Consider the following 24,763-nt stretch of genomic DNA (forward strand, 5'->3'; position numbering starts at 1 on the left):
GTTTCGAAAGTGGCGTCGTCCGCCCGGAGGGCGGGGAGGTTGCCTCACTTGTCGGCTGCGGTGCGTCGTGGCCTGTCGCGCAGTTCCCCGCGCCCCTTCAGGGGCGCGGTTGCTCGACTCCGGCTTCGATTCGTTCGCCCACGATCCTGCTTGCCAAGGCCGAGGCCAGCTCTGCCGCGTAGCCGCGGAGTTCGGTTTCGGCCTCGGCTCGGTCGGAGTCGAGGCGGGCTCGGCCTTCGGTGAGGAGCGTCGTGTGTTCGCGCTGCCCGTCGGTACGGGCCGCGGCGATCAGGGCGGTGCCCTCCTCGAAGGCGTGCTGGCGGATACGGGCGGCGTCATGGCGCGCCTCAGCCAGAACTGCGGCCGCCTCGGCCCGCTTGCTCTCGGCCGCCTCCCGTACGGCCTCCGCTCGCCCCTCCGCCCCCTTGGTCGCGTCCTCACGCTCGTCCAGCACGCGCTGTACCCGGGGCAGCAGCCGAACGAAGAAGAGGAACACGAGCGCGAACAGTACGGCCGCGACGACGAGTTCCTGCACCGGGGGGTTCAACGGGCCGATGTCGACGGGGAGAAGGTCCATACCGGTGGCTTACCCGCTCGCCCGCACGAGGCATCGCACATCTGCGCCGGAGTTGACCAATGGTCGGCCATCGTTCACCCCGACGGCCGCCTCAGTCGCCGTGGTCGTACACCGTCACCGATATCCCGCGTCCCAGGAGCCGGTCGGCTATCAGGGGCTCGACCCGGGACCACTTGCCGCCCGCCAGGCCGCAGCCGATGCGTGGCATGTGGACCGAGGCGCCCAGCTCCAGGGCCCTGTCGGCGAGCAGGCCGAGGGCCGTGTCGATGGCCTCGTACCGGACCGGCACCCCTTTGCTGCCCGTGCGGGTGCCTCGCTGGCCTATCAGGTTGGCGACCCAGGTGTATGTGCCGACCCGGACGAACTGGGCGGCGCCGAGGCCGAAGTCGTTGGCCGCGCGGTCGCGGTGCCAGGCTCGGTAGGACGCCTCCGGTTGTGGCCAGCGGCGGGACAGGGCCAGGACGAAGCCCTTGCCCCAGCCCCCGCTGTCGTTGCAGACATGGGCGATGATCTTGACGCCCTTGCCCAGCGGCACGGTGGCGTCACCCCGTACATACGTGATCCCCGACATGGCATCACCGTACGGGCAGCCACTGACAACTGCGGGTTTCACAGTATTGGTGGGACAGCGATACTGCTCCGCATGACGACCGACGCCGAGGAGACCGGGCTCACCGTCGACGAGCTGGCCGCGCGGGCCGGTGTCACGGTGCGTACGGTGCGCTTCTACAGCACCAGGGGCCTGCTGCCGCCGCCCGTGATCGGTCCGCGCCGGGTGGGGCACTACGGGCGGGACCATCTCGCGCGCCTCGCGCTGATCGAGGAGCTCCAGCGCCAGGGCATGACCCTCGCGGCCATCGAGCGCTATCTGCGGCAGCTGCCGGCGGACATCACCCCGCGCGATCTGGCCCTGCAGCGCGCGGTGGTGGCGTCCTGGGCGCCGGACGGGGTCGAGACGGTGACGCGGGAGGAGCTGGACCGGCGGGCGGGGCGAGCGCTGGCCGAGGAGGAGGTGGAGCGGCTGGCGGCGATGGGGGTGGTCGAGCGGGACGGCGACGGCTTCCGCGTGGATCCCGGGCTGTTGCGGCTCGGTGTGCAGCTCCTCGACGTGGCCCTGTCCGAGGAGTCGATCCTCGCGGCCCTGACCGCACTGGTCGAGCACTCTCGGGCGGCGGCCCACGAGCTGTCCCGGGTCTTCCGTGACGCGGTGGCGGAACGCGACCCGCAAGCCGTGAAGTCCCTCTCGGCGCATATGCAGCCACTGGTCGTCCAAGCGCTGTTGACGACGTTCCAGCGGTCGTTGAAGGAGGAGCTGCGGGAGTGGCTCGAGGAGTCGTGAGACGGGGGCGGCGGGGGCGAAGAAGGCCCCCGCCGCCACGGACGCCCCGTCACCCCTCCCCGAACCGCTCCCCCTTCTCCGCCTTCTCCACCAGCAGCGCCGGCGGCGTGAAGCGCGACCCGTAGCGGTCCGCAAGCTCCCGGGCACGCGCCACGAAACCGGGCAGGCCGCCCTCGTAGCCGTTGATGTACTGCAGAACCCCACCCGTCCAGCCCGGGAATCCGATCCCGAAGATCGACCCGATGTTCGCGTCGGCCACCGACGTCAGGACGCCCTCCTCCAGGAGGCGGACCGTGTCCAAGGCCTCCGAGAAGAGCATGCGTTCCTGCATGTCCTTGAACGGGATCTCGGCCCCGGGCTTGGTGAAGTGCTCGCGCAGCCCGGGCCACAGCTTGGCGCGCTTGCCGTCGGGGCCGTAGTCGTAGAAGCCCGCCCCACCGCTGCGGCCCGGGCGCCCGAATTCGTCGACCATGCGGTCGATGACGGCCTCGGCGGGGTGCGTGTCCCAGGTTCCGCCCGCTTCCTCGACGGCCCGCCGGGACTCCGCGCGGATCTTGCGCGGGAGTGTGAGCGTCAGTTCGTCCATCAGGGACAGCACCTTGGCGGGGTAGCCCGCCTGTGCCGCCGCCTGTTCGACCGACGCGGGTTCGACGCCCTCGCCGACCATCGCCACGCCCTCGTTGATGAACTGGCCGATCACCCGTGAGGTGAAGAAGCCGCGCGAGTCGTTGACGACGATCGGGGTCTTCTTGATCTGGCGCACCAGATCGAACGCACGCGCGAGCGCCGCGTCGCCCGTCCGCTCGCCCTTGATGATCTCGACGAGCGGCATCTTGTCGACGGGCGAGAAGAAGTGCAGCCCGATGAAGTCGCTCTGGCGCTCCACGCCCTCGGCCAGCGCGGTGATCGGCAGGGTGGACGTGTTGGAGCAGAGCAGCGCGTCCGGGTCGACGACGTGCTGGATCTCCTGGAAGACCTTGTGCTTGAGCGCCGTGTCCTCGAACACCGCCTCGATGACCGCGTCACAGCCGGCCAGGTCCTGGGGGTCGGCCGTCGGCGTGATGCGGGCGAGCAGCGCGTCCGCCTTGTCCTGGGTCGTACGGCCTCGGGACACCGCCTTCGCGCAGAGCTTCTCGGAGTAGCCCTTGCCCTTGGCGGCCGCCTCCGGCGACACGTCCTTCAGGACGACCTCGATGCCCGCGCGGGCGCACGAGTACGCGATGCCCGCGCCCATCATGCCCGCGCCGAGGACGGCGACCTTGCGGACCTGGCGGGACTCGATGCCCTTGGGGCGGTTGGCGCCCGAGTTGACCGCCTGGAGGTCGAAGAAGAAGGCCTGGATCATGTTCTTCGACGTCTGGCCGGCCGCCAGCTCCACGAAGTACCGCGCCTCGATGACCTGCGCGGTCTCGAAGTCGACCTGGGCGCCCTCGACGGCCGCGGCGAGGATCCGGCGCGGCGCGGGGTAGGGCGCGCCGTTCGTCTGCTTGCGCAGATTGGCCGGAAAGGCCGGCAGGTTCGCGGCGAACTTGGGGTTGGCGGGGGTGCCACCGGGGATGCGGTAGCCGGGCTTGTCCCAGGGCTGGCTCGACTCTGGGTTGGCGTCGATGAACGCGCGGGCCTTGGCGAGCAGTTCGTCCTGGGTGGTGGCCACCTCGTGGACCAGGCCGTTCTGCAGGGCACGCTGCGGGCTGTACTGGGTGCCCTGGAGCAGCACCTTCAGCAGTGCGTCGGTGATTCCCAGCAGCCGTACCGTGCGCGCCACGCCGCCTCCGCCCGGCAGCAGGCCGAGGGTGACCTCGGGGCAGCCGATCTTCGAGCCCGGCGCGTCGAGGGCGATGCGGTGGTGGCAGGCGAGGGCGAGTTCGTAACCGCCGCCGAGGGCCGCGCCGTTCATGGCCGCGACCACCGGCTTGCCCAGGGTCTCGATGCGGCGCAGGTTGCGCTTGATCTCCAGGCCGCCGTCGAACAGCTCCTGGGCGGTGTCGGGCGTGACCCGGATCAGGTCGCGCAGGTCGCCGCCCGCGAAGAAGGTCTTCTTCGCGGAGGTGATGATGACGCCCCGGACGGTGTCCTTCTCCGCCTCCAGCCGGTCGGTGACCACCGCGAGCGAGTCGCGGAACGCTGCGTTCATGGTGTTGGCGGACTGGTTCGGGTCGTCGAGGACGAGGGTGACGAGGCCGGTGCGGTCCTGTTCCCAGCGGATGGTGGTGCTCTCGGTCATGACAAGGTCTCCGTAGAAAGTCTGTGGAGCGGGCCGCCGCCGATTCGGGCGGGCCCGCGGGCCGACGGGTCGGCCGGATCCGCTGGGTCAGACACGCTCGACGATCGTCGCGACGCCCATGCCGCCGCCCACACAGAGCGTGGCGAGGCCGTACCGCTTGTCCTGGCGCTCCAGTTCGTCGACGAGCGTGCCGAGGATCATCGCGCCGGTCGCGCCGAGCGGGTGGCCGAGGGCGATCGCGCCGCCGTTGACGTTGACCTTGTCCAGCGAGAGGCCCATGTCCTTCACGAAGCGCAGGACGACGGCCGCGAAGGCCTCGTTGATCTCGACGAGGTCGATGTCGTCGATGGTCAGCCCGGCCTTGGCGAGGGCCTTGCGGGTGGCGGGGGCGGGGCCGGTGAGCATGATGGTGGGCTCGGAGCCGGAGACGGCGGCGGAGACGATCCGCGCGCGCGGCCGCAGCCCGTACCGCTCGCCGACCTCCTTGGAGCCGATGGCCACCAGTGAGGCGCCGTCGACGATGCCGGAGGAGTTGCCCGCGTGGTGGACGTGGTCGATCTCCTCGACCCAGTGGTACTCCTGCAGCGCCACGGCGTCGAAGCCGCCCAGGTCGCCGATGTCCGCGAAGGACGGCTTCAGCGAGGCGAGCGACTCGGCGGTGGTGCCCGGCCGCAGGTGCTCGTCGTGGTCCAGGATCACGAGACCGGCGCGGTCCTTCACCGGGACGACGGACCGGTCGAAGCGGCCGTCCTTCCAGGCGGCGGCGGCCCGCTCCTGCGAGAGCGCCGCGTACTCGTCCACGTCACGCCGTGAGAAACCCTCGATCGTGGCGATGAGGTCCGCACCGATGCCCTGCGGTACGAAGTTGACGGCCAGGTTGGTCATCGGGTCGTTGAACCACGCTCCCCCGTCGGAGGCCATCGGCACCCGGGACATCGACTCGACGCCGCCCGCGAGCACCAGGTCCTCCCACCCCGAACGGACCTTGGCGGCGGCCAGGTTGACCGCCTCCAGGCCCGAGGCACAGAAGCGGTTCTCCTGGACGCCGGCCACCGTGTCCGGCAGTCCGGCGGCGATCGCGGCGGTCCGGGCGATGTCGGAGCCCTGGTCGCCGACCGGGCCCACCACGCCGAGCACGATGTCGTCGATCGCGGTCGGGTCGAGGCCGGGGAAGCGGCGCCGGACCTCGTGGATCAGCCCGACCACCAGGTCGATGGGCTTGGTGCCGTGCAGGGCGCCGTTCGCCTTGCCGCGGCCGCGCGGGGTGCGGATCGCGTCGTACACATACGCTTCGGTGCTCACGAGTCTGGCCTTTCGAAGGGGCGGGAGGGTCTCGGGGGGGGCGGGAGAGGGGCCCGGGTGTCAGTCGTGCCGGAGGCCGGATATGCCCCAGTCGCGCGCCACCACCGCCGTGTCGGCGCCCGGCTGCGCGGGGCCGCCGCGGACCGCGGTGGGGGTGACGGAGAAACGGGGCGCGGGGGCCGGCTGGGTGACGCCGCCGACGACGGTGAAGGTGCCGCGGGCGGCGAGATGCGGGTGGTCCGGGGCCTCGCGCAGCGACAGTACGGGCGCGACGCAGGCGTCGGTGCCCTCGAAGACGGCCGTCCACTCGTCCCTCGTACGGGTCCGGAAGCGGGCCGCGACCGCCTCGCGCAGGTCGCCCCATCGCGTCCAGTCCTTGCGGGCGTCGGCGAAGTCCGTGAGCCCCAGGAGGCGTGTGAACTCGTCGTAGAACTGCGGCTCCAGGGCGCCGACCGCCATGTGCTTGCCGTCGGCGGTCTCATAGGTGCCGTAGTAGGGACAGCCGCCGTCGAGGAGGTTGGCGGCGCGGCGGTCGTGCCAGCCGCCGGCGGCGAGCATGCCGTGGATCATCGCCGACAGATGGGCGGTGCCGTCGACGATGGCCGCGTCCACGACCTGGCCGGTGCCCGTCGCGCGCGCGTGGTGCAGCGCGGCGAGGACGCCGACGACCAGGTAGAGCGAGCCGCCCGCGTAGTCGCCGAGGAGGTTGGCGGGGGCGGGGGGCGGGGTGTCCGGGGCGCCGATCATGCCGAGGGTGCCGGTCAGTGCGATGTACCCGATGTCGTGCCCGGCGCGGTGGGCGAGCGGGCCCTCCTGGCCCCAGCCGGTCATACGGCCGTAGACCAGCCCGGGGTTGCGGGCGTGGCAGGGCTCGGGGCCGACCCCGAGGCGTTCGGCGACGCCCGGGCGGTAGCCCTCGATGAGGATGTCGGCGCGTTCGACCAGGTCGAGGACGGTGTTGCGGCCGGCGTCGGACTTCAGGTCGGCGATCAGCGACCTCTTGTTGCGGTTGGTGACGTCGTACCGGGGGTCGATGGCGAGCCTCTGTCCGCCGGGCCGGTCCACGCGGACGACATCGGCGCCGAGGTCACCGAGGAGCATGGCCGCGAACGGCCCCGGGCCGATGCCCGCGAGCTCGACCACGCGCACACCGGTGAGCGGGCCGTGCCCGGGCGTCTTCGCCTCCGCCATCGATCCCCCAGATCGGTCGGCACCGTCAGCTCCACGGAATCCTCATGTACTCCGGGAGCCCCGCGAACTATGTGACACAACTGATGTAACACCAGCGATGCTAAGAACGTGTTCCACTCCGCACAAGCCCCAGACTGAGCAGACGCTTAGGTCATCCTGCCGCAGCGTACGGCCTGACGACAGGCCCGCGGGGTCAGCGCGCCTCCAGGTCGGCTATGAGCCGCTTCGGGGCGATCACGCGGTAGCTCTCCTCGACCCAGTCGCACAGCAGGTCCGCGTGCGGGGCGCCCTTCTCCGCCAGGGGGACGCGCACCCAGCCGGCCTTGCCGAGGCCGTACCCGGCGGGTTCGGCACCCGGGCAGGTCAGCGCGTGCGCGTGGGTCTCCTCGTCCTTGAGCTTGACGGTGACGCCCAGCGGGTAGCTGCCGTCGTCGACGCCGAGGAACACGAACACCTTCTTGTTGACCTTCGCGACGCTCTCGCCCCACGGGAATTCCTCGGCCGCCCCGGGCAGCCCGAGGGCGAACTCGCGTACCTTCTCCCACTTTTTCAGGGCGTTCTTCGGCACGGCCACGGCCACCTCCTGCATCCCGCTCGTCCGGTTGCTCGTTCCTCACGCTAGCCTCAGCCACCGACAACGGCGCGTGGGCGGGCCGTGGGCGAGTGCTGAGGGGTGCCATGAGCAGGCAGGACAAGGCGGACCGGGCGTACGACATCGTGCTCTTCGGAGCCACGGGTTTCGTCGGGGAGCTCACCGCGGAGTATCTCGCCGCGCACGCGCCCGAGGGCCTGCGCTGGGCGATCGCGGGCCGCAGCGAGAAGAAGCTGGACGCGCTGCGCGAGCGGCTCCCCGGCGGCTCGGAGATCGGTGTGCTCACGGCGGACGTCGCCGATCCGGCCTCGCTGCGCGAACTCGCCCTGCACGCGCGCGTGGTGGCCACCACGGTCGGCCCCTATGTGACGTACGGCGAGGAACTGGTGGCCGCCTGCGCCGACGCGGGCACCGACTATCTGGACCTCACCGGTGAGCCGGAGTTCGTGGACCTCACCTATGTCCGCCACGACGCACGCGCGCGGGAGACCGGGGCGCGGCTCGTGCACGCGGCGGGCTTCGACTCGATCCCGCACGACCTGGGCGTGTACTTCACGGTCCAGCAGCTCCCCGAAGGGGTGCCGCTCACCGTCGACGGGTTCGTGCGCGCCGAGGGGACGTTCTCGGGCGGTACGTTCAACTCCGCGCTCACCGGCTTCTCCCGCACCCGGCAGACGGTGGCTGCGGCGCAGGACCGCAAGCGGCACGAGCCGCGGATCGTGGGCCGGCGGGCGTACGCGCCGGTGAGCGCGCCGCGGTTCGCCAAGGAGGTCGGGGCGTGGGCGATCCCGCTGCCCACGATCGACCCGCAGGTGGTGCAGCGCTCGGCACGCGCCCTCCAGCGGTACGGGCCGGACTTCCGCTACCGCCACTACGCGGCCGTGAAGACGCTGCCCTTCGCGGTGGGCGGGGTCGCGTTCGTCGGCGCGGTCTTCGCGGCGGCCCAGGTGCCGCCCGCGCGGCGCTGGCTGGGCGACCGGCTGAAGCCGGGCGAGGGGCCGAGCGCGGAGAAGCGGGCGAAGAGCTGGTTCTCGGTGCGGTTCGTCGGTGAGGGCGGTGGCCGTCGGGTCTTCACGGAGGTCTCGGGCGGTGACCCGGGCTACGGCGAGACGGCGAAGATGTTCGCCGAGTCCGCGCTGTCCCTGGCCTTCGACGACCTCCCGCCCTCGGCGGGGCAGGTCACGACGGCGGTCGCGATGGGCGACGCGCTGATCGAGCGGCTGCGCGCGGCGGGGATCACCTTCCGCGTCGCCGACTCCCGGTAGCGGAGCCGGTCGTCACTGCGCCCACCCGGTGATCGTGTAGACCATCCCGGAGATCCAGGCCAGCCCGGCGATCACGGCGAGGAGCAGCCCGGCCGTCACGGCACGCTCGACCGTCTGGGTGGGGTGGGCGGCGGGCTTGGGGGCTCGGTGCGTCGTCATACGGCACAGCCTGCCGACCATGACGGCGCACCCACATCCGTACAGATACTCAGATCGGATACTCAGACAATCTGCTTGAGCGCCTCCCGGCACAGCGCGTCCGCGCGACGCGTCGACTCCGGGAGGCGGTAGCGCGGAGTCAGGGCCAGGGTGTGGGCGCAGGCGTTGTCCAGGCTCACCCGGTGGCCGACCGAGACGAAGACCGGCTTGACCCCGTCGCGGGTGCGCAGGGCGCGGCCGACCTCCTCGGTGCCCGCAAGCAGCGGGGAGGCGCTGCCGCGCGGGGCGGCCGGGTCGTCGTGAGTGAAGGTGAAGGGGTTCTTGGCGACGCCGATCGTGGGGAGCCCGGTGAGGACGCCGAGGTGGCTGGCGAGGCCGAAGCGGCGGGGGTGGGCGAGGCCGTAACCGTCGCAGACGACGAGGCCGGGCTCGCACGGGAGGGCGTCGAGGGCGGCCAGGACGGTCGGGATCTCCCGGAAGGCGAGCAGCCCGGGCACGTACGGGAACGAGACGCGGCCGACTGCCGTGGCCTCGGCGACCACCTCGAGCGTCGCCGCGTCCAGCACCACGGCCGCCGCCGCGACCACATCACGCTCGTCGTCGTATGCGACGTCGACACCGGTGACATGCCCCGTGGCGGGCGGCGGCCCGGTCTCGTCGAGGACCACCCCGCCCCGCAACTCGTCCTGCACGGCCAGCGCTTGCTCTTCGGTGGCGGGCCAGCCCGCGGGGATGCGTACGGTCGTCATGATGGCGTCGAGCCTACGTTCCCCGGGCCGGCCGGGACGTACCGGATCCCGGCTACTCGTCGCCGAGGGCCCGCCGCAGCTGGCTCTTGTTCATGTCCGAACGGCCGTGGATGTTGCGCCGCTTGGCCTCCTCGTAGAGCTGGTCGTAGGTGGGCCCCTGGGAGCCCTGGTGCGAGCGCTGACCACCGCGCTTGCCGGAGGACATGTCCTCGGTGGAGGTGCGGCTCGCCGTCCTGGACTCGCCGGACCGGGCGCGTTCCTTGTTGACGGTCCGGGCGGCTATCTCCTTGGCCCTCTTCTCGCTCTCGCCGCGGTCCTCGGCGCTCTCCTTGATGTGCTCGTACTGGCGTTCCCGCTTGGGGCTGGAGCCGCGTGGCATGGTCGATCACTCCCTTCGCGCTGCGCGCGTCCCATGGCTCGACCACTCCCCGGGTATCCCGTTCGCGGGAATCACACCTCCGGGCTGTCAGTACTCCAGACGGGCCACCCGCCCCTGTTCGCCGGACGCCCAGCAGCCCAGGTCGGGGGCGCAGTCGACGGTGTCGTACGAGCCGGAGTCGACCGTCCGCCAGGTGCGGCCGGCGTCCGTGGTGAGGTCGGTGCCGGTGGGGCCGACGGCGAGGGCGGTCGCACGGCTGTGCGGGAGCCAGGTGACGCCCGAGCGGTAGGCGGGCGGCGGCTGTATGGCTCGCGTCCAGGTGCGGCCGCCGTCGGCGGTGGTCGCGGCCGCGTCGGGCGAGGCCTGGTCGGCGCGGTAGTCGCCGCCGACCGCGAGGCCGTGCGTACGGTCGCGGAAGGCGAGGGCGAAGACGCCGCGGGCCGGGTCGCCCGCGGGGACGGGGGTGTCGGTCGCCGTCCAGGTCAGCCCGCGGTCGGCGGAGTGCAGCACGCGCGCGTGCGCGCCGCCTCCGGTGGCCAGCCACACATCACGCGGCCCCGAGGCGACGAGGCACTGCCCGCTCGCCGCGAACCCGGCCTCGCCCGCCGGCGACGGGGGCATCCCGTCGTTCGGCAGGACCGTCCAGGAGCGGCCGCCGTCCTTGGTGGACAGGATGCGGAACTTTCCGTCCACCGGGTCGCTCATGGCGAGGCCGTTGCGGTGGTCGAAGAAGGTGAGGCAGTCGTAGAAGGCGCGGGCGTCGGTGTTGCGGAAGGACTCGGTCCAGGTGGCGCCGCCGTCGTCCGTGCGGTACACGCGGGAGTCCTCGCCCTCGCCGATGGCGAGTACGACCGCCCGGCGCGCGTCGAATGCCTCGATGTCCCGGAACTGCACTTCCTGCGCGCCGGGCGGCGACACGTTCCGCCAGCTCGCGCCCCCGTCGGTGGTGCGCAGGACGGTGCCCGCGGAGCCCGCCAGCCAGGCCGTGTTCCGGCTGACAGCCGCGAGACCGCGGAAGCGTGCCGTCGTGCCGCTGTCCTTCACCGCCCAGTGCGGCGCTCGCGACCCCTGCCCCTGTGCCTGGGCCGGCACGGTGAGGGCCGCCGCGAGCGCCGCCACCGCCAGTCCCATGGTCATCGTCCGACTCGTACGCCTCGACTGCCCCAAGCCCCTCATGGCGGGCGAAGCTAGTGGACCGATCCGATGCCGTCCAGATGGCCTAGGGCGGGAACCGGTGGGCGCGGTCCGATGTCCTCTCCGATGTCCTGAGTCCTCGGGATGAGAGATCCCGGTCCTCGGGATGAGAAATGGATCACCCACGCGCATGGAGTCGGTGACGCAGGTCACTCGACTCTCATGTGCACGGATCGGCCCGTTCCGACGTCTTTTCACATGCCCGGCCTCAGCAATCCGGAGTCCGTCCAGCCGTCACAAGGGAGCAAGGCGTTGTCCATCGTCATCGAGCAGCCCGTAGAGGCCCGTCTCGTCGCCGCCGCGCCGCGGATGCCGAGCATTCCCGCAACGCTCCACTACGACCGGCGCGACCCGTTCGCCGTCCGGATGACCTTCCCCGCCCCGGCCACGTTGGAGGGCGTCGAGGTCTGCTGGACGTTCGCCCGCGAACTGCTCGCCCTTGGCATGGAGGAGTCGGTCGGCCACGGGGACGTACGGGTGCGTCCGTACGGCTACGAGCGGCTGGTTCTCGAGTTCCACGCCCCCGAGGGCACGGCCGTGGTGCATGTTCACGCCGACGAGGTGCGCCGCTTCCTGGAGCGTACGACCGAGCTGGTGCCCGAAGGGCTCGAGCACCTCCAGATCGATCTTGACCGCGATCTGGCCGAGCTGATGCGGGACGCCTGCTGAGAACCGTCAACGCGCGGCTCCGTGCAGCGCGTTGAGCTCGCCGTGGTCCAGCCCGTCGGCCAGGGCCATGTACATTCCCGCGCCCAGCAGCTCCCGTGCGGCGCGGCGGACGACCGCGTGCGCGGCCAGGGCGAGAGTGGATCCGGCGCTGACCCGGGCGACGCCGAGTCCGGCCAACTCGGCCACGGGGAGAGCACCGGGGCCGACCAGGACGTTCAGCGGTCCGTCTACACCCGCCACGAGCAGCTTGACCGTCTCCGAGTCGACAACCCCGGGGACGAAGATCCCGTCCGCGCCCGCGCCGAGGAACGCGGCGGCCCGCTCCAGGGTGGCGTCGACTCCCCCGGCACTCCTGAGGAACGTGTCGATGCGGGCGTTCACGAAGAGTGGCACGCCCGCCGCGTCGGCGGCCTCCCTAGCCGCGGCGATGCGCTCCGCCTGCTCGGCCACCGGCCGCAGCGGCTCCGTCTCACCCGCGTACAGGGCGTCCTCGATGTTGATGCCGACGGCGCCCGCCGCGAGCACCGCGCGCACGGTGTCGGCGACGCCCGCCGCGTCCGGCGCGTAACCGCTCTCGATGTCCGCGCTCACCGGGACCCGTACGGCGGCGGCGAGGGCCGCGACGGCGCCGAGGGCACGGTCGCGCTCCAGCCGGTCGCCGTCCGCCGTGCCCAGCTCCCAGGAGAGCCCCGCGCTGGTGGTGGCCACCGCGGCGGCACCCGCGTCCTCGATCAGCCGGGCGCTGGCCACGTCCCACGCGTTGGGCAGGACGAGAGGCCGCCCGGGGACGTGCAGGGCGCGGAAGGCGAGGGCTCGGTCGAGGAGGGCGTGCTGGTTCGTCATGCGGACGACTCAACCAGCCGGGGCGGGGCGGCGACTGGCGGAAATCCGACATGAACGTGCGGCCACCTCGGGCCAGGCGCGAGCCGAACGACCGGCGCTCGGCCACCGCTTCCCCCATTTAATTGCGTTGACGCGCGCCGGGGCCCCTCGTACGTTGTACAGCGGTTCTGTTGCCACCGATTGGAGAAGGACGTTGCTCTACTGAGGTCCTGAGACACCGCGTCACACACCCTCCGCCGTATCCCGGCGTCGTGTGTGCGTTGCGTGCGACCTCGGCGTGTGAGCCGTCCCCGTCCCCTCTCACCAGGCCTTCGCATGGCCCCCGGACGTGACTGTCGCCCCCTCGCGGTGTCTCGAACGCGTTGCCCCTGATCACCTTTCGAGCAACCGCGAGGCCTGTATGTCCATGTCCCTCACCTGTACGTCCCTGTCGTTCGCCTGGCCCGACGGCACCTCCGTCTTCGACGATCTCCAGATCGCGTTCGGTCCCGGCAGGACCGGACTCGTCGGCGTCAACGGATCGGGAAAGTCGACCCTGTTGAAGCTGATCGCCGGTGAGCTGACCCCGGCCGACGGCACCGTCCGCGTGATGGGCGACGTCGGCTATCTCCCGCAGAACGTCACGCTCGACACCGGTCTGCGGGTCGACGAGGCGCTCGGCATCCACGCCCAGCGGGCCGCCCTGCACGCCATCGAGGCCGGCGACGTCTGCGAGCAGCACTTCGAGACGGTCGGCGACGACTGGGACGTGGAGGAGCGCGCTCTCGCCACCCTCGGTGAACTCGGCCTCGGCCACATCGAGTTGGACCGAACGATCGGCGAGGTGTCGGGCGGCGAGTCGGTGCTGTTGCGGCTGGCCGCGCTGCTGCTGCGCCGCCCGGACGTCCTCCTCCTCGACGAGCCCACCAACAATCTCGACCTGTACGCCCGCCGTCGGCTGTACGCGGCCGTGGAGTCCTGGCCCGGAGTCATGGTCGTCGTCAGCCATGACCGCGAACTCCTCGAGCTAGTCGACCAGATCGCCGATCTGCACTCCGGTGAGGTGACCTGGTACGGCGGCAACTTCTCGGTGTACGAGGCGGTGCTCGCCGGAGAGCAGGACGCCGCCGAGCGCATGGTGCGGGTCGCCGAGGCCGATCTGAAGAAGCAGAAGCGCGAACTGGTCGACGCGCAGGTCAAGTTGGCCCGACGCAAGCGGTACGGGCAGAAGATGTGGGACAGCAAACGCGAGCCGAAGATCGTCATGGGGGCACGCAAGCGCGCGGCACAGGAGTCCGCGGGCAAGCACCGCATCATGCACGAGGAGAAGCTCGCCGAGGCCAGGGAACGACTCGACGACGCGGTGGAGGCCGTACGGGACGACGACGAGATCCGCGTCGACCTGCCGTACACGGCCGTGCCTCCGGGCCGTACCGTCCTCACTCTGCAGGACCTGGAGCTGAAGTACGGCGCCCGGGTGCGCGGGCTCGATCTGCACGGCCCCGAGCGGATCGCGCTGATCGGCCGCAACGGCGCGGGCAAGACCACGCTGCTGCGCACGATCGCCGGCGAGCTGGAGCCGGTGAGCGGCGAGACGAAGGCGTACGTCCCGATGCGTTTCCTGCCGCAGCGGCTCGATGTGCTCGACGACGGGCTGACGGTCGCCGAGAACGTGGCCCGGTTCGCGCCGGACGCCACCAACAACCGGATCAGGGCGCGGCTCGCCCGCTTCCTGTTCCGGGGGGCCCGCGCCGACCGATACGCGGCCACTCTCTCCGGCGGCGAACGCTTCCGGGCGGCCCTCGCCGCGCTGATGCTCGCCGAGCCCGCCCCGCAGCTGCTGATGCTGGACGAGCCGACGAACAACCTCGACATGGCGAGCGTCCGGCAGCTCACCACGGCCCTGGAGTCGTACGAGGGCGCCCTGCTCGTGGCCAGCCACGATCTGCCGTTCCTGGAGTCGATCGGGATCACCCGGTGGCTGCTGCTGGCGGACGGGGAGCTGCGGGAGACGTCGCCGGAGGAGATCGGGTAGCGCGGGCGGCGGGCGGGGCCTCGGCCGCCATGGGCGCGGACTTCCGTTCCCGCGGCCGGGGCCTTCGCTACCACCGCGCATCTCAGGAGGGCCACAGCCTCGCGGCGGGGGTTTTGTCCCTGCGGACCGGGGCTGCATGATGGCGGACCGGCGTCGTGTCACGGGCGCCGGAAAACCCTCGTTCGATTCGGAGTCCCACACGTGCCCAGCAAGAAGGCCCTCGTCCGCCGTCCCAGCCCCCGCCTGGCCGAAGGCCTCGTCACGCACATCGAACGCGAGAAGGTGGACGTCGACCTCGCGGTCGAGCAGTGGGAGGCGTACGGGGAGGCGCTGCGCGAGCACGGGTGGGAGACCATCGAGGTGGAGCCGGCCGACGACTGCCCGGACTCGGTGTTCGTCGAGGACGCGGTGGTCGTGTACAAGAACGTGGCGCTGATCGCGCGCCCCGGCGCCGAGTCGCGGCGCGGCGAGACCGCCGGTGTCGAGGAGGCCGTGGCCGCCCTCGGCTGCTCGGTGAACTGGGTCTGGGAGCCGGGCACGCTGGAGGGCGGTGACGTCCTCAAGGTCGGCGACACCGTGTTCGTGGGCCGGGGCGGGCGCACCAACGCGGCCGGGGTCCAGCAACTGCGGGCCGCGTTCGAGCCGCTCGGGGCGCGTGTCGTCTCCGTGCCCGTGAGCAAGGTGCTGCATCTGAAGTCGGCGGTCACCGCGCTGCCCGACGGCACGGTCGTCGGGCACATCCCGAAGATGGACATGCCATCGCTGTTCGGCCGATTCCTGCCGGTGCCGGAGGAGTCCGGGTCGCACGTGGTGCTGCTCGGCGCTGACAAGCTGCTGATGGCGGCGAGCGCGCCGAAGACCGCGGAACTGTACTCGAGCCTCGGCTACGAGCCGGTCGTGGTCGACATCAGCGAGTTCGAGAAGCTCGAGGGCTGTGTGACTTGCCTCTCGGTGCGGCTGAGGGAGCTGTACGCCTGACAGGTGATCACCTCACCCGTTCGCCCCGTGGACCTGCGGTTCCACGGGGCCTTTTTTACCCGCGGAAGCCCCGCGGAAGCCCCGCGGAAGCCCCGCGGAACACCACTGATCAGCGATCTTTACAGCGTACTTAACCTACGGCTTCGTAACCTACGGGTTCGTAGCCTACGATGCCGTAGGTTCAGGTCACCCGCCCGTGACCTCACAAGTATTCGCCCCCGGTCGTCCCCCTGGAGCCTCTGTGTCGATCACTTCTCCCCTTCTCGGCAGCCCGTCCTCCGACTGGACCGACGCGCGGCTGCTGTACGCGCTGGAGGAAGTGGTCGAGCAGGAACTCAACCGGCATCTGAAGGTCACCAAGGACTGGATGCCGCACGAGTACGTGCCGTGGAGTGACGGCCGTAACTTCCCCGGCTTCTTCGAGGACGGCGAGGCCTGGGAGAAGGGGCAGTCGAAGGTCACCGAGATCGGCCGGATCGCCCTGGTCGTGAACCTGCTGACCGAGGACAACCTCCCCAGCTACCACCACGAGATCGCCTCGCTCTTCGGCCGTGACGGCGCCTGGGGCACCTGGGTGCACCGCTGGACCGCCGAGGAGGGCCGCCACGGCATCGTGATGCGCGACTATCTGCTCGCCTCGCGCGCGGTCGACCCGGACAAGCTCGAAGAGTTCCGTATGGCGCACATGAGCGAGGGCTTCGAGTCGGACAACCGGCACTCGATGCTGCACTCGGTCGCCTACGTCTCCTTCCAGGAGCTGGCCACCCGTATCTCGCACCGCAACACGGGCCACCAGTCCGGTGACCCGGTCTGCGACCGCATGCTGGCGCGTATCGCCGCCGACGAGAACCTGCACATGATCTTCTACCGGAACCTGCTGAAGGCCGCGTTCGAGATCGCGCCGGATCTGACGATGCAGGCGGTGCGTGACGTCGTCGTCAACTTCCGTATGCCCGGCCACGGCATGCCCGGCTTCGAGCGTGCAGCCGCGCAGATGGCGATCGGCGAGGTCTACAACATGCGCATCCACCACGACGACGTCCTCCAGCCGGTCATCCGCTTCCTGAAGATCATGGAGATCGACGGGCTGGGTCCCGAGGGGCAGCGGGCCCAGGAGGAGCTGGGGCTCTACATGGGTGGGCTGGACGCGGAGGCCAGCAAGTTCGACGAGAAGCTGGCGGCGCGGAAGGCGCGGATGGCCGCGCGGGCCGGGGCGTAGCTGTCCGCTGCGGCGGGCTGTGATTCTGGGGGCGGAGCGGCTGGATTCGAACCAGCGTGTTCCGGTTTTGGAGACCGGCGCGTCTGCCTCTGCGCTACGACTCCGCCCTTGGGGCGACCTTAACGGGTCGGCTGCCGCCGGGGGAACGGGTTTTCACTCGCCCCCGCCGCTGGGGCTTGGAGCTCGGGTGGGCTGGGTGGATTCGGTGCGTTGGCGGGTGCGGGTTGTGTGTGGTTGCTCGCGCAGTTCCCCGCGCCCCTGAAAAGCCGGGGCCGCGCCCCGTGCTTTTTTTGAGGGCGCCGGGAACTGCGCGACAAGCCCCCACCGGCCCGCGGCCGACACACACGCCCGGGGGGTCTGGGGGTGCGCAGCCCCCAGGGACGGGACGGGTAGGGGCGGCGGGGGCGAAACCCTCTCCAGGGCACACCTCCGCTCACCACTCCGCCACCCGATAGTCCTTCAGGAACACCCCCGACAAGGGCTCCCCTGCCTCACCCCGCACGATCGGGTCGTACACGCGCGCCGCCCCGTCCACGATGTCGAGCGGGGTACGAAACCCCGCCCCGGCCATCCGCTCCTTCTTCGGCGCGGGATTCTCGTCGGTGATCCACCCGGTGTCGACCGCGCACATGAAAACCCCCTGGCCGGCAAGTTCGGCCGCGCTCGTGCGGGTGAGCATGTTGAGCGCGGCCTTGGCCATGTTCGTGTGCGGATGGCCCGCCGTCTTGTTGCGCACGGCGAAACGCCCCTCGACCGCGGTCACGTTGACCACATATCGGCGGGGCCGAGGCGCGGCGAGCAGCAGCGGCAGCAGCCGGTCGCAGAGCAGCGCCGGCGCGAGGGCGTTCACCAGTTGGGTCTCCAGGACCTCCGCCGGGTCGAGTTCACCGAGCCGCGCCGACCAGGAGTTCTCCGGGGAGGGGTCGGGCAGCAGCCCGGCCTCGTCGGCCTCGCGCAGCGCCACCGGCAGGGCCGAGACCCCGCCACTGCCCAGCATCCGCATCGGGGTGAACCCGGGTGCCTGCCGGGCCCCTTCGGGCAGGGCGTCCCGCTCCCCGGCCGCCAGCAGCGCGTACGCCTCCGGTGGCCGCCGTACCGTCTGGGCCGCGTTGTTGACCAGGATGTCGAGCGGCTCGCCCTCCTGCCGCAACTGCTCGCACAGGCCCAGTACTTGACGCGGGTCACGCAGGTCGACGGCGACGACGGTCAGCCGGTCGAGCCACTTCTCGCTGTCCGGCTCGGCACGGAAGCGGCGCACGGTGTCGTGCGGGAAACGGCTGGTGACGAGCAGTTCCACGCCGTCGCGCAGCATCATCAGCGCCAACTGGAAACCGATCTTCACCCTGCCGCCGGTGAGGAGCGCCCGACGGCCGCTCAGGTCGGTGCTCAGGGCGCGGCGGGCGGTGTTGTCCGCGGCGCACTCCGGGCACAGCCGGTGATAGAAGGAGTCGACCTGTCGATAGGGCGTCTTGCAGACATAGCAGGTGCGTGGCTTACGAAAGACACCGACGCTCGCCTCCCCGCTCGTCGCGGCTCCGCCAGGCGGCCCCAGCGCCGTCAGCGGCGCGTCCTCGCGGCGCTCCAGCGCACCGGTCGCCGTCGCGGCCATCGCGGCGGCATCGGCGGCCGAGCGCTCGACGCCGAGGGCCTTGCGGCGACGCAGCCGACCGTCACGGACGAAGGACGCGGCGACCTGCTCGGCCCTCAACCGCGCCGGGTCGTCGACCGGCAGCGCCCGCAGCCTGCCGACCGTACGGTGGAAGGCCGCAAGCTCCTGCTCGGTGATCGGCGTGATCCCGCCGGCCCCAAGGGTCCCGTCGCCGTTGCTCTCACTCATGTGTCCCGCCCTCGATGTACCCGAGCCGGACGTACGCAACGGTCCGGACGACCGGATTCGAACCGGTGTTCTCCGCCTTGAAAGGGCGGTGCGCCTGCCTCTGCGCTACGTCCGGACCGCGCCCCTGAATCCTAGGCAACCGACTCCGTCGCACCCAACCGATTTACGGGCCGCACGACAGGGACGTCTTCGACAGGGAAGCCTTCGATCGGCAGGGCTGCGACGGGGGGCGGCTAGCTGGGGTCGGCACGCCTGAGACTCAGGCGTTCCTTCTCCGACAGGCCGCCCCAGACTCCGAAGCGCTCGTCGTTGGTGAGGGCGTAGTCGAGACAGGCGGGGCGCATCTCGCACATCCCGCAGATGCGCTTCGCCTCGCGCACCGAGCTGCCCGGCTCGGGGAAGAAGAAGTCGGCACCCGTCTGCGCGCACAGCGCCCGCTCCTGCCAGTTGACGTCGGGTGGGGTCATCGTGTCGTTGTGCATGCACAGGATGGTGCCCGGCGGCGAAAAACGTTCGATCAACGCCGCATCAACGCGCCGCTTCGCATCGCGCCCGCGAAACCATGCTGCCCCTGCCCGGCGGGACAGCGCACGGCGGCGCGCGGAGCGGGCGCACACGCGTGCGGTTCCGCTGACCACCCAGTGTCACGCTTCCATCGTCCGGCCCCTGCGACGGCGTCCCGGCAGCGATTGTCAGTGGGCGGTGCAAGACTCGGCAGTGCAGGTAACGGGACCCCGCAGAACCACCTCGGAGGAGGGCGAAGATGCTCACCACCCGTTATGTCACCGGCTCCCCCGTCTGGGTCGACCTCGGCACCCCCGACATGGACGGCGCAAGTGCCTTCTACCGCGATCTCCTCGGCTGGGAGTTCCGGTCGGGCGGCCCCGAGATGGGCGGATACGGCTTCTTCCAGCTGGACGGCCGGACCGCCGCGGCCGGTATGCAGAACCCACCGGAGCAGGGCCCGCCGTCCTGGAACGTGTACTTCCAGACGCCGGACGCCGACGCCACGGCCAAGGCGGCCGAGCAGGCGCACGGTTCGGTCCTCATGCAGCCCATGGACGTGATGGACCAGGGACGGATGGCGATCCTCGGCGACCGTGCGGGTGCGCCCTTCGGCATCTGGCAGCCGGCGGCCAACAAGGGCCTCGGCGTGGTCCAGGAGCCGGGTTCGCTGTGCTGGCTGGAGCTGTACACCCCTGATCTGCCCGCGGCGGCCGGGTTCTACAACGCCGTGTTCGGCTGGGAGACCTCGGCGATCGACTTCGAAGGGAGCTCCTACACCTGCGTCAACCCGGCGGGGACCGAGCCGGAGGCCATGTTCGGCGGCATCGTCCCGCTGTCCGACGACCCGACGGAGGCCGAGTCCGGACCGTACTGGCTGCCGTACTTCGAGGTCGCCGACACGGACGTCGTGGTGAGCAAGGCGCTGGAGCGGGACGGCAAGGTTCGTATGCCCGCCACGGACCTGGAGGGCGTGGGCCGCATCGCCAAGCTCGCCGACCCGTACGGGGCACGGTTCGCGGTGATCAAGAGCACGCCGCGGCAACAGCAGGACTGACCAGCCGAAGAGCCCTGGCCGACCGGGTTCGGTGTCCTCCGCCCGGTCGGCCTTTCCTCAGCATCCACGCCCACCCGGCTCAGCGGAGGGTTCTGAGAGCGCTCTCAACAAGACCTGCCGCAAGCCTTGACGCCTCAACTGCCCCTGGGAACAGTGGACGCACCGCAGCAGGGGCCCCACCCCCTGTGCCTCCACTCCCCCACGTCCCAGGAGGCCCACCGTGATCTCACGCCGTCTGTTCCTCGCCGGAACCGCCACCGCCGTCGGCACCACCGCCCTCGGGAGCGCTCTCGGCCCACCCGCCTCCGCAGCCCCGGCCACCTGTCAACTCGTCCTGCGGAACGCCTCGTTGCCGGGCACGGTCCGGGCGTACGTCACCGGGCACGAGCGGGCGACCGGCGCGTGGGTGCTGCTGCGGGCCGACGGCAGCCTCTACCGCCCGGCCTCGCCCTCGGCGCCGCAGACCCCGCTGCCGGTGGACTGTTCCATCCCGCTCGGCGCGGCGGGCTCGGTCCCGACCCTGCTGCCCCTGCCTCAGATGTACGGTGCCCGGGTCTACTTCGTGCGCGACGGCGCCCTCGACTTCTTCGTCAACCCGGGCCCGGCGCTGGTGGAGCCCGCCTTCGCCACGGCTTCCGATCCCAACTACGGCAAGACGTGGTCGTTCTGCGAGTTCACGTTCGACACCACGCAGTTGTTCGCCAACATCAGCTATGTCGACCTGGTGACGGCCCTGCCGATCGGGCTGACGTTGGAGGGCGACGCCACGCACACGGTCGCGCCGCTGCCCGACGGTGCCGTGGACCGGATCGCCGCGGACCTCGTGACGCAGGCCGCGGCCGACGGCCAGCCGTGGGACCGGCTCGTCATCCGGGGCGGCGACGGCAGGGCCCTTCGGGTCGTCTCCCCGCAGAACCTGATGGCGCCGTACTTCGACCGACCCGACCAGATGCCGTTCCGCGCGTACTGGGACGCCTATGTCGACCAGGTCTGGGCGAAGTACCGGTCGACGGACCTGAGCGTCGACCTCCAGGACGGCCGTGGTGTGCTCACCGGCCGGGTCACCGGTGACACACTCACCTTCACCGGCGACCACTCCTTCGCGAAGCCGGCCTCGAAGGACGTCTTCACCTGCAACCACGGCCCGTTCGCCAACAACCCGGGCGACTCCGACACCAAGAAGGCCCTCCTCGCCCGCCTCGCCGCCGGCTTCAACCGCTCCCTGATGCTCACCCACCCCACGCAGCCCGGCGGGGCGACCTCGTCCGACTACTACCGGGGTGCCGTGACCAACCACTGGGCGCGTGTGGTGCACGCCAACTCGCCCATCGGGTACGCGTTCCCGTACGACGACGTACGTCCCGACGGGCAGCCGGACGTGTCGGGCGCGGCACACGACGGCAACCCCCGGCGGTTCACCGTGACGGTCGGCGCGTGAACGTCGTGGCGCGGTGGTCAGGCGGAGGCGCGTCGCACCAGCGTGGTCGGCAGGACGACACTGGACGGCGGTGCGCCTGCGATGTCCTCCACCGCGTCCTCCCGCCCCCGCCGCTCCAGACCACGCAGCAGCAGGCGGGCCATCAGCCGACCCATCTCCTCTATGTCCTGACGGACCGTCGTCAGCGGTGGGTCGGTCTGCTCGGCCACGGGCAGCATGTCGTCGAAGCCGATCACGGCGACGTCCTCGGGAACCCGGCGCCCCCGCTCACGCAGCACGCGCAGGGCGCCGGAGGCCGCCAGGTCGTTGGCGGCGAACACCGCGTCCAGGTCCGGGCAGCGGTCGAGGAGTTCCCGCATCGCGCGCTCCCCGCCGGCGGGGGTGAAGTCGCCTTCCGCGATCAGCCGCGGGTCGGCGTCCACCATGACGTCCCGGAACCCGTCGAGCCGGTCCACCGCGGAAGTCTGGTCGAGGGGCCCGGCGATATGGGCGACGCGAACGCGGCCGAGGCCGACGAGATGCCGTACGGCGTCCCGGGCGCCGCCCCGGTTGTCGCTGTCGACGTACACCGTGGGCGTGGCGGGCTCCGCGCTGCGCGTACCGTCCTGCCAGCCGGGCCGGCCGCCGAACACGGTCGGCACCCCTGCACCGCGGATCAGGCCGGGCAGCGGGTCGTCCAGGTGGAGGGAGAAGACGAGCGCGCCGTCGACATGCCCGCCCGCGAGATAGCGCCCCACCCGGGCGTAGTCCTCGCGCCCCTCGGTGAGCAGCAGCACCAGCTGGGAGTCATGGGCGGTCAACTCCTTGCTGATGCCCCGGAGTTGGAGGGCGAAGAAGGGGTCGGCGAAGACCCTGGTCTCCGGTTCGGCGATCACGACGGCCACGGCGTCATGCCGCCGGGTGACGAGGCTGCGCGCTGCCTGGTTCGGTACGTAGCCGAGCTCCTCGACGGCCCGCCGTACCCGCTCCACGAGCGGCTCCCGCACTCCCTCGCTCCCGTTCACGACCCGTGACACGGTCGCCCGCGACACCCCGGCCCGCGCGGCCACGGCCTCCAGCGTGGGACGCGACGCTGTCTCGGTCACTTCGGGACTCCTCCAGAGCGGTTGCGGATCAGGATAGCCCCGGGGAGGGAGCTGTTGAGAGCGCTCCCCGATCACCGAAACCGCTTGTCGAAATCCAGTTGCACCGCGCATCGGTGTCCGAAGAAGATCGCCGCATGACAACGAGAAAGGCCCATGCGGTCTGAGCGCCTCACGCCGTACGCCCGTCTGCCGCGCGCGTACCGCGATCTGCATCTGATCCATACGACCGTCGACGCGTTCGGCCGCGCCCATTGGCTGCTGCGCGAGTCGGCGGATCCTCCGGACCCGTACGACGCGGTGGTCGTCACGGTCACGGACGGCAGCCCCCACACCACCCCGCTCAGCTCGGTGGTGCCTCGCCGCCCCCGCCTCGATTCGCTCCCGGACGGCGGCTTCGTGCTCGCCGACGCCCGCAGTCGCGAGGGTGACGACCAGGTGCAGGTCATCGACGCGTTGGGGCGTCCGTCATGGACGTTCCGCGTGGGCGACGGCATCGAGCACCTGATGACGGACGAGTCAGGCGACCTGTGGGTCGGTTACTTCGACGAGGGCATCTTCGGCGACCCGCTCAGCGCACCGGGCGCACGCCGCTGGAGCAGCACGGGCGATCCCCTGTGGGAGTACGGTCCACCGGCCGGCACCGACGGGATCGCGGACTGCTACGCCCTCAACGTGGACCGTCGAGCGGCGTGGGTGTACCCGTATACGCAGTTCCCGCTGGTGGAGGTGCGCGGCGACGACCCGCCCCGCGTGCGGACGACGCGGGTGCAGGGCGCGACCGGCGTGGCGGTGCACGGCGAACGCGTCGCGTTCCTCGGCGGCTACCGGGCCGACCGTGACAGGCTCGTCCTGGGCTCCCTCACCGAGAGTTCGGTCGAGACCGTGACGACCACCCGTCTGACCCACCGGGACGGCTCCCCGCTGGACCGCCGGTTCCGTGTCGTGTCGCGCGGCTCGCGCGTCTACGTCCGGGAGGAACCGTTCACCGAGTGGCACGTGCTGGACATCGGCGAACTCTGAGTTCCGGGCCGATCCCTCAGTGCGCGTGCTCCCCGTGCGGCTCGTACCCCGGAATCGTGCCGTCCGGCTTGCGTACCAGGAACAGGCCCGCCATGCCCATGTCGGAGTGACTCTGGACGTGGCAGTGGTACATCCACGCGCCGGCGCCCACACCCTCACCCGCGATCACCTGGAAGCCGAAGGAGTCCGCGGGGCCGACGATCTTGTTGTCGATGACCTGGCTGGGGTCGTCGGGGCCGGTCAGTTGGCCGGTGCGGTTGTCGGCCCAGCGATGACCGTGCAGATGGAACGTGTGGTAGTACTCGCCGTGCGTGATGACGACGAACTCGACACGGTCGCCGACGGTCGCGTCGAAGTTCGGGCCCGAGTGGGCCCGTTTGTTGTTGATCAGCATGTCGTTGAACACGACGGTGACGGTCTTGTCCGGGAGGGTGTCGCCCTTGCGGCGGACGATCACCGGGCCGTAGAGGCCCTTGCGGATGCCGCCCGTGCCGTGTTCGGTGCCGACGACGTGGTCGTGGTAGTGCCAGTACCCCGCGCTGCCCGCCCGGTAGGTACCGTCCTTGCGGGTGTCGGGGGCGTGGGTGCGCCAGGTGTAGGTGCGGGTGCCGCCGGGCTCGACGTCGCTCCTGTTCAACTTCGTGCCGTCGCTGGAAAACTCGTAGTCCAGGCCGTGGACGTGCAGGCTCGCCGCCACATCCATGGTGTTCTCGAACTCGATGTGCAGTGTGTCACCCTCGTTGAGCTCGATCAGCGGGCCCGGGATCGAGGCCTTGCCCTTCTCGAAGCCGTAGCCCATCTGTCCGCCGGGCAGCCTCTCGGCGTACATCTTGATGCGCTTGACCTCGCCGCCGGCGGGGGCCTCCTTCGCCGCCCCTTCGGCGCTCGCGGCCGCGGCGGTACTTTCCGCCTCGGGGGCGATGGACAACGATGTCGCGACGGCCGCGCCACCCAGCAGCACCCGACGGTTGAACCCGCGTCTGTCCATGCTGAACTCCTCACTCGGATACGGAATCTTGCCGCAGACGCACCTGTGATCAACCTGTGCGACGGTAGCGGCCGCACAACTGTTTATCCACTCTAAGGACAAAGTTCATGCCATTGCGGTCATAGGTATTGGCGAGTCGC

Annotated in this window: 24 protein-coding genes and 2 tRNA genes; 9 read left to right on the top strand and 17 right to left on the bottom strand. The window is 71.0% G+C overall.

The window, feature by feature from the left end:
* Positions 1 to 97 precede the first annotated feature (97 nt).
* Together SGFS_RS13045 and SGFS_RS13050 are read right to left on the bottom strand one after the other, a co-directional pair.
* The gene (locus SGFS_RS13045; protein ID WP_286250099.1) at positions 98 to 577 is read right to left on the bottom strand and encodes an ATP synthase F0 subunit B; all 480 of its coding nucleotides are present in this window, start codon (positions 575 to 577) and stop codon (positions 98 to 100) included.
* Positions 578 to 668: 91 nt separating this feature from the next.
* Complete coding sequence (locus SGFS_RS13050; protein WP_286250100.1) at positions 669 to 1,148, bottom strand: macro domain-containing protein; 480 nt, start codon at positions 1,146 to 1,148, stop codon at positions 669 to 671.
* Positions 1,149 to 1,220: 72 nt separating this feature from the next.
* Between SGFS_RS13050 and SGFS_RS13055 the strand changes: the two genes are divergently transcribed.
* Entirely contained in the window at positions 1,221 to 1,916 is a 696-nt protein-coding gene (locus SGFS_RS13055) for a MerR family transcriptional regulator (RefSeq protein WP_286250102.1), read from the top strand.
* Positions 1,917 to 1,965: 49 nt separating this feature from the next.
* Here the strand turns inward: SGFS_RS13055 and SGFS_RS13060 are convergent, their stop codons facing one another.
* The 4 genes from SGFS_RS13060 to SGFS_RS13075 all read right to left on the bottom strand — a co-directional run bounded on the left by SGFS_RS13060 (position 1,966) and on the right by SGFS_RS13075 (position 7,207).
* Positions 1,966 to 4,140 carry a 3-hydroxyacyl-CoA dehydrogenase NAD-binding domain-containing protein gene (locus SGFS_RS13060; protein WP_286250104.1) on the bottom strand — a complete coding sequence of 725 codons (2,175 nt, stop codon included), beginning with the start codon at positions 4,138 to 4,140 and terminating at the stop codon, positions 1,966 to 1,968.
* An 87-nt stretch (positions 4,141 to 4,227) separates the two neighbouring features.
* Complete coding sequence (locus SGFS_RS13065; RefSeq protein ID WP_286250105.1) at positions 4,228 to 5,442, bottom strand: acetyl-CoA C-acetyltransferase; 1,215 nt, start codon at positions 5,440 to 5,442, stop codon at positions 4,228 to 4,230.
* A gap of 60 nt (positions 5,443 to 5,502) precedes the next feature.
* On the bottom strand, positions 5,503 to 6,633 hold the full coding sequence (locus SGFS_RS13070; RefSeq protein WP_286250107.1) for a CaiB/BaiF CoA transferase family protein: 1,131 nt from the start codon (positions 6,631 to 6,633) through the stop codon (positions 5,503 to 5,505).
* Positions 6,634 to 6,826: 193 nt separating this feature from the next.
* Complete coding sequence (locus SGFS_RS13075; protein ID WP_286250109.1) at positions 6,827 to 7,207, bottom strand: MmcQ/YjbR family DNA-binding protein; 381 nt, start codon at positions 7,205 to 7,207, stop codon at positions 6,827 to 6,829.
* A 104-nt stretch (positions 7,208 to 7,311) separates the two neighbouring features.
* Between SGFS_RS13075 and SGFS_RS13080 the strand changes: the two genes are divergently transcribed.
* The gene (locus tag SGFS_RS13080; protein ID WP_286250110.1) at positions 7,312 to 8,490 is read left to right on the top strand and encodes a saccharopine dehydrogenase family protein; all 1,179 of its coding nucleotides are present in this window, start codon (positions 7,312 to 7,314) and stop codon (positions 8,488 to 8,490) included.
* A 12-nt stretch (positions 8,491 to 8,502) separates the two neighbouring features.
* Here SGFS_RS13080 and mmpA read toward each other — a convergent pair whose 3' ends face one another.
* The 4 genes from mmpA to SGFS_RS13100 all read right to left on the bottom strand — a co-directional run bounded on the left by mmpA (position 8,503) and on the right by SGFS_RS13100 (position 10,914).
* Positions 8,503 to 8,649: a morphogenic membrane protein MmpA gene (gene mmpA, locus SGFS_RS13085; RefSeq protein ID WP_286260457.1), complete on the bottom strand. Its 147-nt coding sequence runs from the start codon at positions 8,647 to 8,649 to the stop codon at positions 8,503 to 8,505.
* 62 nt (positions 8,650 to 8,711) lie between these two features.
* Positions 8,712 to 9,398: an endonuclease V gene (locus SGFS_RS13090; protein ID WP_286250112.1), complete on the bottom strand. Its 687-nt coding sequence runs from the start codon at positions 9,396 to 9,398 to the stop codon at positions 8,712 to 8,714.
* A gap of 52 nt (positions 9,399 to 9,450) precedes the next feature.
* Positions 9,451 to 9,777 carry a plasmid stabilization protein gene (locus SGFS_RS13095; RefSeq protein ID WP_286250114.1) on the bottom strand — a complete coding sequence of 109 codons (327 nt, stop codon included), beginning with the start codon at positions 9,775 to 9,777 and terminating at the stop codon, positions 9,451 to 9,453.
* 87 nt (positions 9,778 to 9,864) lie between these two features.
* Positions 9,865 to 10,914, bottom strand: a complete 1,050-nt coding sequence (locus tag SGFS_RS13100) for a WD40/YVTN/BNR-like repeat-containing protein (RefSeq protein ID WP_286250115.1) — start codon at positions 10,912 to 10,914, stop codon at positions 9,865 to 9,867.
* Positions 10,915 to 11,223: 309 nt separating this feature from the next.
* Here SGFS_RS13100 and ssgD point away from each other — a divergent pair, with 309 nt between their 5' ends.
* Complete coding sequence (ssgD, locus tag SGFS_RS13105; RefSeq protein WP_286250117.1) at positions 11,224 to 11,640, top strand: spore wall synthesis regulator SsgD; 417 nt, start codon at positions 11,224 to 11,226, stop codon at positions 11,638 to 11,640.
* 6 nt (positions 11,641 to 11,646) lie between these two features.
* Here ssgD and SGFS_RS13110 read toward each other — a convergent pair whose 3' ends face one another.
* Entirely contained in the window at positions 11,647 to 12,483 is an 837-nt protein-coding gene (locus tag SGFS_RS13110; RefSeq protein WP_286250118.1) for an isocitrate lyase/PEP mutase family protein, read from the bottom strand.
* A 400-nt stretch (positions 12,484 to 12,883) separates the two neighbouring features.
* Between SGFS_RS13110 and SGFS_RS13115 the strand changes: the two genes are divergently transcribed.
* From SGFS_RS13115 to SGFS_RS13125, 3 genes are all read left to right on the top strand, one after another.
* Positions 12,884 to 14,497 carry an ABC-F family ATP-binding cassette domain-containing protein gene (locus tag SGFS_RS13115; protein ID WP_286250119.1) on the top strand — a complete coding sequence of 538 codons (1,614 nt, stop codon included), beginning with the start codon at positions 12,884 to 12,886 and terminating at the stop codon, positions 14,495 to 14,497.
* 201 nt (positions 14,498 to 14,698) lie between these two features.
* A complete protein-coding gene (gene ddaH / locus SGFS_RS13120) occupies positions 14,699 to 15,475 on the top strand; it encodes a dimethylargininase (protein WP_286250120.1) in 777 nt (258 codons plus the stop codon).
* Between the two features lie 241 nt (positions 15,476 to 15,716).
* Positions 15,717 to 16,694 (top strand): acyl-ACP desaturase, encoded by a 978-nt coding sequence (locus SGFS_RS13125; RefSeq protein ID WP_286250121.1) that lies wholly within the window; start codon positions 15,717 to 15,719, stop codon positions 16,692 to 16,694.
* Positions 16,695 to 16,720: 26 nt separating this feature from the next.
* Here SGFS_RS13125 and SGFS_RS13130 read toward each other — a convergent pair.
* From SGFS_RS13130 to SGFS_RS13145, 4 genes are all read right to left on the bottom strand, one after another.
* Positions 16,721 to 16,801: transfer RNA gene (locus tag SGFS_RS13130), tRNA-Trp, on the bottom strand.
* A gap of 326 nt (positions 16,802 to 17,127) precedes the next feature.
* Positions 17,128 to 18,531: an SDR family NAD(P)-dependent oxidoreductase gene (locus SGFS_RS13135; protein WP_286250122.1), complete on the bottom strand. Its 1,404-nt coding sequence runs from the start codon at positions 18,529 to 18,531 to the stop codon at positions 17,128 to 17,130.
* Between the two features lie 42 nt (positions 18,532 to 18,573).
* Positions 18,574 to 18,646 (bottom strand) — tRNA-Glu (locus SGFS_RS13140).
* A 118-nt stretch (positions 18,647 to 18,764) separates the two neighbouring features.
* Positions 18,765 to 19,013, bottom strand: coding sequence for a WhiB family transcriptional regulator (locus SGFS_RS13145; RefSeq protein ID WP_286250123.1), 249 nt, complete (start codon positions 19,011 to 19,013; stop codon positions 18,765 to 18,767).
* 281 nt (positions 19,014 to 19,294) lie between these two features.
* Between SGFS_RS13145 and SGFS_RS13150 the strand changes: the two genes are divergently transcribed.
* Complete coding sequence (locus SGFS_RS13150) at positions 19,295 to 20,092, top strand: VOC family protein (protein WP_286250124.1); 798 nt, start codon at positions 19,295 to 19,297, stop codon at positions 20,090 to 20,092.
* Positions 20,093 to 20,312: 220 nt separating this feature from the next.
* On the top strand, positions 20,313 to 21,530 hold the full coding sequence (locus SGFS_RS13155; protein ID WP_286250126.1) for a glycoside hydrolase family 64 protein: 1,218 nt from the start codon (positions 20,313 to 20,315) through the stop codon (positions 21,528 to 21,530).
* Between the two features lie 17 nt (positions 21,531 to 21,547).
* On the opposite strand, the gene SGFS_RS13160 is transcribed toward SGFS_RS13155, so the two are convergent.
* A complete protein-coding gene (locus SGFS_RS13160) occupies positions 21,548 to 22,615 on the bottom strand; it encodes a LacI family DNA-binding transcriptional regulator (RefSeq protein WP_286250128.1) in 1,068 nt (355 codons plus the stop codon).
* Between the two features lie 153 nt (positions 22,616 to 22,768).
* Here SGFS_RS13160 and SGFS_RS13165 point away from each other — a divergent pair, with 153 nt between their 5' ends.
* Entirely contained in the window at positions 22,769 to 23,635 is an 867-nt protein-coding gene (locus tag SGFS_RS13165) for a hypothetical protein (protein ID WP_286250129.1), read from the top strand.
* A gap of 16 nt (positions 23,636 to 23,651) precedes the next feature.
* Here the strand turns inward: SGFS_RS13165 and SGFS_RS13170 are convergent, their stop codons facing one another.
* The gene (locus SGFS_RS13170) at positions 23,652 to 24,623 is read right to left on the bottom strand and encodes a multicopper oxidase domain-containing protein (protein WP_286250130.1); all 972 of its coding nucleotides are present in this window, start codon (positions 24,621 to 24,623) and stop codon (positions 23,652 to 23,654) included.
* Between the last annotated feature and the right edge of the window lie 140 nt (positions 24,624 to 24,763).

The organism is Streptomyces graminofaciens (assembly GCF_030294945.1).
In the GTDB taxonomy this organism is placed as follows: Bacteria; Actinomycetota; Actinomycetes; order Streptomycetales; family Streptomycetaceae; genus Streptomyces; species Streptomyces graminofaciens.

Bases quoted from the DNA above. Each gene is read 5' to 3' on its own strand.
- SGFS_RS13045 (WP_286250099.1), bottom strand. From the start codon at position 577: ATGGACCTTCTCCCCGTCGACATCGGCCCGTTGAACCCCCCGGTGCAG.
- SGFS_RS13055 (WP_286250102.1), top strand. From the start codon at position 1,221: ATGACGACCGACGCCGAGGAGACCGGGCTCACCGTCGACGAGCTGGCC.
- mmpA (WP_286260457.1), bottom strand. From the start codon at position 8,649: ATGACGACGCACCGAGCCCCCAAGCCCGCCGCCCACCCCACCCAGACG.
- SGFS_RS13100 (WP_286250115.1), bottom strand. From the start codon at position 10,914: ATGACCATGGGACTGGCGGTGGCGGCGCTCGCGGCGGCCCTCACCGTG.
- SGFS_RS13135 (WP_286250122.1), bottom strand. From the start codon at position 18,531: ATGAGTGAGAGCAACGGCGACGGGACCCTTGGGGCCGGCGGGATCACG.
- SGFS_RS13115 (WP_286250119.1), top strand. From the start codon at position 12,884: ATGTCCATGTCCCTCACCTGTACGTCCCTGTCGTTCGCCTGGCCCGAC.
- SGFS_RS13050 (WP_286250100.1), bottom strand. From the start codon at position 1,148: ATGTCGGGGATCACGTATGTACGGGGTGACGCCACCGTGCCGCTGGGC.
- SGFS_RS13095 (WP_286250114.1), bottom strand. From the start codon at position 9,777: ATGCCACGCGGCTCCAGCCCCAAGCGGGAACGCCAGTACGAGCACATC.
- SGFS_RS13070 (WP_286250107.1), bottom strand. From the start codon at position 6,633: ATGGCGGAGGCGAAGACGCCCGGGCACGGCCCGCTCACCGGTGTGCGC.
- SGFS_RS13170 (WP_286250130.1), bottom strand. From the start codon at position 24,623: ATGGACAGACGCGGGTTCAACCGTCGGGTGCTGCTGGGTGGCGCGGCC.
- SGFS_RS13150 (WP_286250124.1), top strand. From the start codon at position 19,295: ATGCTCACCACCCGTTATGTCACCGGCTCCCCCGTCTGGGTCGACCTC.
- SGFS_RS13090 (WP_286250112.1), bottom strand. From the start codon at position 9,398: ATGACGACCGTACGCATCCCCGCGGGCTGGCCCGCCACCGAAGAGCAA.
- SGFS_RS13145 (WP_286250123.1), bottom strand. From the start codon at position 19,013: ATGCACAACGACACGATGACCCCACCCGACGTCAACTGGCAGGAGCGG.
- SGFS_RS13080 (WP_286250110.1), top strand. From the start codon at position 7,312: ATGAGCAGGCAGGACAAGGCGGACCGGGCGTACGACATCGTGCTCTTC.
- SGFS_RS13110 (WP_286250118.1), bottom strand. From the start codon at position 12,483: ATGACGAACCAGCACGCCCTCCTCGACCGAGCCCTCGCCTTCCGCGCC.
- SGFS_RS13165 (WP_286250129.1), top strand. From the start codon at position 22,769: ATGCGGTCTGAGCGCCTCACGCCGTACGCCCGTCTGCCGCGCGCGTAC.
- SGFS_RS13060 (WP_286250104.1), bottom strand. From the start codon at position 4,140: ATGACCGAGAGCACCACCATCCGCTGGGAACAGGACCGCACCGGCCTC.